The organism is Crocosphaera sp. Alani8 (genome assembly GCF_038442745.1).
Taxonomy (GTDB): Bacteria; Cyanobacteriota; Cyanobacteriia; order Cyanobacteriales; family Microcystaceae; genus Crocosphaera.
Map to the genome: position 1 here is coordinate 13,498 of NZ_JARVCN010000453.1, position 7,821 is coordinate 21,318.

Genomic DNA, 7,821 nt, shown 5'->3' on the forward strand with positions numbered 1-7,821 from the left:
CCTGACTCCTAACTCCTGACTCCTGACTTCTGACTCCTGACTCCTGACTCCTGACTCCTAACTCCTAACTCCTGACTCCTGACTCCTAACTCCTAACTCGAGTTGAAAAGGTTACCAAACAGTGAGGGTTTTTTAAGTCTGCTCATTGTCCTCGATTTCGGGCATCATTCGCCAAAAAACCAACTAAAAACTAGTAATAGTATGAATATAAAAAACAACTGTACGAAAGAACCTAAATAAGTCACTAGATGAATAGGGATAATCGCTAGAGCATAGGAAGCGATCCAATTAACCACAAACAACAACACCACAACTACAAAAAACATGATCCCTCTCTAATCCACTAACATCAGAGTCTCTAGACTATTCTTAATATTAGTTTACCGAAGAATTCTGTTTTTTTAATAATACGTAATGAAAAAATAGGCAAAGTCATTGTATAAAATTAACTTGAAGGGGACACAACTAGAGATGAAAGTCATCTCCAATGCCCCCGACGGTTCTGAGAAGATCATTAAGGTTTCTCGGGTTTCTTAAGAAAACTTTTGTAAAGCTTTTAAGGAACTACAGTGATTTTGACGATTAAATACGGCATAATCAAACCTAATGGAAATCTTTAGATAACCCAACCCAACTTAAATTAAGTCAAGTAGGAGATTGATTGAATGTTCGACGCATTTACGAGAGTTGTTTCCCAAGCCGATGCTCGCGGTGATTTTCTATCTGCCGACCAACTGGATGCACTAAGCAAAATGGTAGCTGAAAGCAACAAGCGGATGGACTCTGTCAACCGTATCACGAGCAATGCTTCCACCATTGTTGCTGATGCAGCTCGCGCTTTATTTGCTGAGCAGCCCCAATTAATCCAACCTGGTGGAAATGCTTACACCAGTCGTCGTATGGCTGCTTGTTTACGTGATATGGAAATTATCCTGCGCTATATCACTTATTCTATCTTTAGCGGAGATGCAAGTATTTTAGAAGATCGTTGTCTCAATGGACTTCGTGAAACTTATTTGGCTTTGGGAACTCCTGGGAGTTCTGTGGCTAATGGCGTTCAAAAAATGAAGGATGCTTCCTTAGCTATTGTTAAAGATCCCAATGGAATTACCTCTGGAGATTGCTCTGCTATTGCCGCAGAGATTGCAGGTTACTTCGATCGGGCGGCGGCTGCTGTTGCTTAATAAAAGCCCTTTAGTGGTTCATAAGCAATCTAAAAACAATTTCGATACGGTATTCTAGGAAAACTTAGCAAAACAATCGGGAGATAAAACAAACATGAAAACCCCCTTAACCGAAGCGATTTCTAGTGCTGATTCTCAGGGACGCTTCTTGAGCAACACAGAGATCCAGTCAGCGTTTGGACGTTTTAAACGTGCAAACGCTGGTTTAGACGCAGCTAAAACATTGACTGAAAAGAAAGACACTTTAATTCAAGGTGCAGCTAATGCTGTTTACGCAAAATTCCCTTACACTACCCAAATGCCAGGGCCTACGTATGCTGCGGATCAGCGTGGGAAAGACAAGTGTTCTCGTGATATAGGTTACTACCTCCGCATGGTTACTTATTGTTTAGTTGCTGGTGGAACCGGTCCTATGGATGAGTATCTCATCGCTGGTATCGATGAAATTAACCGTACTTTTGAGTTGTCTCCTAGCTGGTACATTGAAGCTCTCAAGTACATCAAAGCTAATCATGGTTTAAGTGGTGATGCCGCTGGTGAAGCCAATTCCTACATCGATTACGCAATCAATGTACTAAGCTAGTCATCTAGAAAGTGCTAATGACCTGGAAAAACAGAAGATTGTTTGCTTAAGTAGTGAGCAATTATCTGTTTCTCCAGGTCTTGTTGTATCTAATTTGCCGCATTGTTAGGAGGTTAAAATGACGAGTTTAACAGTAGCACAACGGTTAGGTTTTGAACCTTTTTTAGATACGGCTCCTGTGGAGTTGCCGGGAAATTGGAGCGAAGAAGAAGCAGAAATTGCTATTCGCAGGGCCTACCGTTATGTACTAGGAAAAGACCATCTGATCTCCTAGGCAGGATTAACTGCAACAGTTACTCTGCCCATTTTTAGTCCAAAATACCCTAACCATTTCCTAAATTGATACTAACCAGTATCATTCTTCAGATGTTACCTCCTCTTGCTCGTCAAAAAATGCACTCTTGGATCAGAAGTCGTCATCTCATTTTTTCTGACCGTTTTCTTGTTTTTGAGACCTTTCATTACAGCACCATTGAAAGGTTTGAAGATTGTCTTCGAACTCTCGATGGTACCTTAATATCTGTTGAACCTATCAAGCGAATCTGGAGAGGAAATCATCGACAAGTTATTCTCTATCAAGTTAAAGGCACTCTTCCCAACCCCAATCATCCTTTAAAGCAGTACTGGTTTAAATATGGCCGAACTTACACCAGATTTGATGAGCCCTGTTAGGTTCTCCCCTAAACCACAAAGTAAAAATAAGAGAAGGGTTCCCCTTTGCGATCATCAAAGAACCCCTTAGCAGTTGTGTTTCTTGACCATCTACATTTTTGTAACTATTTAATCCTCTATGATCAAGCTTTCGATCAGAATAACTGTTTCTCCCTTGTTTTATTATTAATTTTTATAACAGAACTCTCACCTTTTACTCTTCTTCACAGTTATTGCTCCTTAAGCTTGAACCTAACGACTCTACTAAAGCTATCTATCATTAAGATTCCCCTCAGTATCAGAGCAGGGAAACCCATAAAGAGTTAATCAAAAACTACACAACTAGACTACTTCCGTAATTGTGAGAACTTTCCCACCACTCTTGTGGATGTTATGAAGTTTCTGGGACATTTGACTGTAGTTAACTACGCATTCCCGATGACTAAACTTATTTAATCTAGCTACATTTTTAGAGGAAGAAAAAACAATCCGAAAACGCTTTTCTGTATTGCTATAAGAACCCTTATCTTCAACAGTAGCTTTTTGAATATGAGTATCAGGATTGAGAGATGATTGACAATTAGCTATAAAAAATTGCAATGGATCACTGTCTTGCGAAAGAGAGACTACTGATCTTGCTTTCTTAGCTATAACGGAAAATTTCTGTTCTCCAATATAATCCAACCATTTTTCAAAGTCTCCTCTGATTAAATATTCCAGTCCTTCTTCCGGGAATTGTTCGCATAGTAATACCAAATCCTCAACATTTTTAGCAAGATGATTATTAGAAAAATAAAATGGTTCTGCCATGTAACTACTCCCTAAACGTTTATTTTTGTCCAGGTACTAAGCAGTCTATCAACACTATAGTTGTAGATAGACTACTTAGGATTGTATCATATTGATGATGAAGAAAGATCATTGCTTTAATCCGCTGACACCTTACTTTTGATGTTAACGAAGTAATAAAGCAGAATTAATTAAAATTCTAAAGGATTACCAAACAAATCATAAAGTATAATGTCCCATTGACCATTTTTAGCAATTTCAAAAGCAATTGTAGTTCCATCAGCATTGATGATAGGGTGACGAACTTCGGCTTGTAAATTGGCGGTTAAATTGCGTTTTTGTTGCGTTTCTCGATCATAAACATAAACATTAGACTTTCCCTGACGACTACTAGCAAAAACCACATAACGACCATCCTCAGAAATAGAAGGATGAGATGCAATTTCATCCAACGCATTTAACCCTGGTAAAGTAATTAACTCTCGTTTTTGAGCGTCGAAAAGATAAACATCTTGAGAGCCATTTCTATCAGAAATAAAAACGATATAAGTAGATGTTACTTGAGGTTCTAAGTCCGAAGCACGACTATTTAAACCCTTTCCTCCTACATCAAAAGGAAAGTTTAAGTAACGAGGATACCCTGTACAACCCCCTGCAATACTACTAATAACAACCATCCAAAGAATAAGATAATGCTTCACAAATTAATCTTCAACTTAAACTCATAACTGGTAACTAATAGAAGTTACTGGGTTAATGATGGATTTACTACTGGTGTCCCATCGGGAATATCTAGTTCGATCAAAGGACCACGATCTAACACTTCAATATCCCATTGTCCTCGTCTTGCGGTCTCAAAAATGATGTAGCGTCCATCGGCACTAATTTGGGGGTTTCTCACCCAATTACGATAACCTTCGGTTAGTATTTCTGCTCGTTGGATAGTGCGATCGTAAAGAGCCACATCTGGTCGTCCTTGTATACTGGAAATATAAACTAAATATCTTCCTGTACGGCTTAAACTAGGGCTTTCTAGAATAACGTTACTTTGATTTAACCCTGGCAATTGGACAAACCTTTTACTCTGTAAATTGTACAGCAAAATCTCATTACTATTATTGCGATTAGATACCAAAGCTAACCAGCGACCATCTCCGCTAAGAGTAGGTTGCTGATCATTGTAACGACTATTGAGAGTAGCAGGGGGTTCAGGGCGTTTAAAGGTACCACAAGCACCCAAGATACTCATTAAACCAATCCCGAAAATTGCTTTTAACAATCGGTGAGCAATTACTGTCATGACCTTTAATTTAGAATTTAGAATTGTTATGTATGTAAATTCTTAATTCTTTGAGAGTCTTTAATAGTCAGAATTAGACTTATCTGATGGGCGATCGCTGTCGTAACCATCCTCTGGTTCGGAGGGACGAGATCTAGGCTTTCTTGGGCTTTCTGCTGGGTCGATAGGTTGATAGTCTACATAGTCTGTGGGGGTGGGAGTTTCCTCTGGAGAAGCAGAATAACGTCTTTGTGATGAAGTGGGACGGGAAGAACGTTGACGGGGAGGAGGAGATGATGTTTCCGAAGCGTTATTCTCTGGACGAGGACGAGTAGGACGGCGTTTTTTAGGGCGATCTTCCCACATATCATCCCTACTATCCCAAGCATCGTAACCATCGTTGGTGGGACGTTTTGGGGCGTTTCTGCGTCTTGAGGAAGGGCGATCGCCGTAGGGGTCGCTACTAGAAGGAGGTTGACGACGGGATGTTCTGGGGCGAGGAGTTTCTTGTTCGTACCTGCGATCGCTACGAGGATCAGCGTACCCCTGTAAACGAGGATTATTGCGGTAGGTGGGTTCTTCGTCTTCGTAGGGTTCTAAGCGATCGAGTTCTGCTTCTGTGTAGACACGGGTTTTACTAACGCGGCGATCGTCATCCACAAAAGAGGAATTTCTTCTTGCTTGTTCTGTTGTGGCACCCCTCAAGCGGATACTTTCTACCGCAAAAAATACGGCCGAACCTGTCAATAAAAATTGTCCGAATTGTAGGATAGGATCGAGTCGCCACCCCTGAAACAGTAAAATTAGTCCGCATAACAAGCCAACTGCGGCAAAAAAGATGTCGTGATCTCTTGATAGTTCTGGCCGTACGCTTCGTAGGAAGTATAAACCTGCACCAGCAACAGCTAAAAAAATTCCAAGAACACTGGCCGAGTTCAGCCCAAAATTAACCATTATCGCTCTCCGTCTTCGTTTCCTATGGTGGGGAATTTTTTTTCGTTTTAAGCATACCCAATGGGGCAAACTTAATGCTTATTATTAATATAACTAAATTATAAAAATGACCCCACCCAAATAAGGATGGGATCGGCTTGAATAAGCTTAGGAGTTGCGTTTGATTTTATCGCTTTGACTGATAACGATAAGTCCGATGGTGACCGGGATAACGACGATAACGGTTCCCAAGACGAGACTCCAGAAGAAGTTAGCTAAAGATGGTGTCATATATTTGTTACCCTTTTTTTCATTTTGATACCTAACTTTACCCATTTTAAGGGGTTTGTTCCCCATTGCGCGAATTAATTCTCAAAAGGGGAGAGGGTGTACTCGATTGTTAGTTTATTTTTGAGTTCCCCAGTTTCCCCGTTGAGTTTAACTCACATCTTGCACCTTCAATAAAACTGGCTAGTTTGTAAGGGTTCAGCTATCAGCCATCAGCTGAAAAATATCAATCCCTATCATCTACTGTGAGTAAGATTAAACGAATGCTGACTGCTGTGCGATAGCGCCGGAACGGAGTGAGGAACTGCTGAGTGCTGACTGCTTACTAATTTAAGTTTTTCTATACTGGTGCAAGATATCAGTTTAAACTGTGGCTTCTGCCCGTTTAAAGGCTTCGTCCAATACTTCTGATAATGTGGGATGGGTATGGATGTTCAAGGAGAGATTTTGAACCTTTTGACGTTGGGCGATGGAATTAGCCGCTTCTTGGATCAAGTCGGAGGCGTGAATACCCATGATATGTACCCCCAGTAATTCCCCATTATCCTTACGATATATTACCTTAGCAATGCCATCAGTTTCCCCTTCCGCAAGGGCTTTAGAATTGCCTTTGAAGTAAGTTTTAACGCTTGAAACCTCAAACCCTTCTTTTGCTCCTAATTCACGGGCTGCTGGTTCGGTTAAGCCCACATAACTAATTTCGGGATGGGTGAAGGCGGCTGCTGGAATACTGCGATAGTCGATGGTTTTGTCTCGTCCACACATATTTTCAACAGCGATCTCCCCTTGTCCAGAGGCTGCGTGGGCTAACATCATTTTCCCGTTTGCGTCTCCTACTGCCCAGAGATGGGGGACTGGTTCCCCGTCTCGTAACACTTCCATTTTATCGTTGACGGGGATAAAGCCGCGGTTGGTTTCAACACCGATGTTTTCTAGTCCCAGATTTTTGGTAGCCGGAACTCTTCCTGTGGCCACTAAGCAAGCGTCTACTTCTAAAACATCGATCACTTCTTTGCTTTTAGCATCCGTTAATTCGATGGTAACCGGCGCGCCTGGGGTAATTTTTGTGGCAAATACCCCGGAGTAGGTTTCGATATCACGGGCTTTGATCAGGCTTCTTTCGGCTAGTTTAGAGATTTCGGGGTCAAACCCTGGCATTAAGGTATCTAATGCTTCGATCATAGTGACTTCACACCCCAAGGCGGTGTAAATATCGGAAAATTCTAGACCGATGTAACCACTGCCAATGATCGCGATCCATTGGGGTAAAACTTCTAATTTTACGGCTTCGTCGCTAGTAAAAACGGTTTTGTGATCCACTTCTACACCACGGGGAACAAAAGGCACAGATCCAGGACACAACATGATATCCTTTGCAGTGAGAATTTTTTCTCCATCATCCCCTAAAACGCTAACTTTTTGGGTATCAACAACTTTGCCCCAACCTCTGATGGTATCTACTTTGAGGCGTTTTAAACTGTTGGTGAGATCCCCACGTATTTTATTAACTAAATTTGTGGCATGATCGGCGATCGCTTGTCTTTGAAAATCAACTCCATCGATATGAATGCCTAAGTTGTAGAGATGTTGGGCATCTTGGAGTTCTCGAACTTTGCCAGATGCTGCCAAAAGGGCTTTGGAGGGGATGCAACCACGGTTTACACAGGTTCCTCCCATGTCTTTTGCTTCGACGATGGCTGTTTTTAACCCACATTTAACGGCGTGTAAGGCTGCACCATGTCCTCCAACTCCTGCACCGATAATGATTAAATCATAATCGAATCCTGACTCACTCATAATCTTTTGCTCTAGTGGTTTGATAATGCTTTCTTGAAGAAAGACTCATCTTTTGATCATAAATCTCTAGACGCAAGTAAGTCTAGGGGGAAGGGGAAGACAGTTACATCTTGTAAATACTTACTTTTTTAAAGAGAAATTCTTGGTAATTTTCTTCAGCATGTGATGTGCAGAACTCTGCTTTATTGGATTATTGAAATCTTCAAAACTTTTGTCTAATGAATAGTGGGACTTTAGCTTATTTCAAGCCCAAATATAGCCAAAACTAGCTTTATACCTAGCAAATACGTCAGCATTATTTTTTAACCAATTATGAA

10 protein-coding genes are annotated in these 7,821 nt (G+C 41.0%); 4 read left to right on the top strand and 6 right to left on the bottom strand.

All coding sequences use genetic code 11. The features are described 5' to 3' along the window. The first annotated feature begins 665 nt into the window (after positions 1-665). The 4 genes from P9B04_RS22185 to P9B04_RS22200 all read left to right on the top strand — a co-directional run bounded on the left by P9B04_RS22185 (position 666) and on the right by P9B04_RS22200 (position 2,439). Positions 666-1,184: a phycocyanin subunit beta gene (locus P9B04_RS22185; RefSeq protein WP_342057135.1), complete on the top strand. Its 519-nt coding sequence runs from the start codon at positions 666-668 to the stop codon at positions 1,182-1,184. A gap of 94 nt (positions 1,185-1,278) precedes the next feature. Beyond that, entirely contained in the window at positions 1,279-1,767 is a 489-nt protein-coding gene (gene cpcA / locus P9B04_RS22190; protein ID WP_342057136.1) for a phycocyanin subunit alpha, read from the top strand. Between the two features lie 118 nt (positions 1,768-1,885). Further along, positions 1,886-2,041 carry a hypothetical protein gene (locus P9B04_RS22195; RefSeq protein WP_342057137.1) on the top strand — a complete coding sequence of 52 codons (156 nt, stop codon included), beginning with the start codon at positions 1,886-1,888 and terminating at the stop codon, positions 2,039-2,041. 92 nt (positions 2,042-2,133) lie between these two features. After that, a complete protein-coding gene (locus P9B04_RS22200; protein WP_342057138.1) occupies positions 2,134-2,439 on the top strand; it encodes a CpeR family transcriptional regulator in 306 nt (101 codons plus the stop codon). A 321-nt stretch (positions 2,440-2,760) separates the two neighbouring features. Here P9B04_RS22200 and P9B04_RS22205 read toward each other — a convergent pair whose 3' ends face one another. From P9B04_RS22205 to lpdA, 6 genes are all read right to left on the bottom strand, one after another. Beyond that, complete coding sequence (locus P9B04_RS22205; RefSeq protein WP_342057139.1) at positions 2,761-3,228, bottom strand: phycobilisome linker polypeptide; 468 nt, start codon at positions 3,226-3,228, stop codon at positions 2,761-2,763. A gap of 170 nt (positions 3,229-3,398) precedes the next feature. Further along, positions 3,399-3,884 (bottom strand): TolB family protein, encoded by a 486-nt coding sequence (locus P9B04_RS22210; RefSeq protein WP_446718032.1) that lies wholly within the window; start codon positions 3,882-3,884, stop codon positions 3,399-3,401. A 68-nt stretch (positions 3,885-3,952) separates the two neighbouring features. After that, on the bottom strand, positions 3,953-4,507 hold the full coding sequence (locus P9B04_RS22215; protein WP_342057141.1) for a TolB family protein: 555 nt from the start codon (positions 4,505-4,507) through the stop codon (positions 3,953-3,955). A 60-nt stretch (positions 4,508-4,567) separates the two neighbouring features. Beyond that, the gene (locus tag P9B04_RS22220) at positions 4,568-5,440 is read right to left on the bottom strand and encodes a Ycf66 family protein (protein WP_342057142.1); all 873 of its coding nucleotides are present in this window, start codon (positions 5,438-5,440) and stop codon (positions 4,568-4,570) included. 147 nt (positions 5,441-5,587) lie between these two features. Next, positions 5,588-5,710, bottom strand: a complete 123-nt coding sequence (gene psbX, locus P9B04_RS22225; RefSeq protein WP_342057145.1) for a photosystem II reaction center X protein — start codon at positions 5,708-5,710, stop codon at positions 5,588-5,590. 360 nt (positions 5,711-6,070) lie between these two features. Then, positions 6,071-7,504 carry a dihydrolipoyl dehydrogenase gene (lpdA, locus tag P9B04_RS22230; protein ID WP_342057143.1) on the bottom strand — a complete coding sequence of 478 codons (1,434 nt, stop codon included), beginning with the start codon at positions 7,502-7,504 and terminating at the stop codon, positions 6,071-6,073. Positions 7,505-7,821 lie beyond the last annotated feature (317 nt).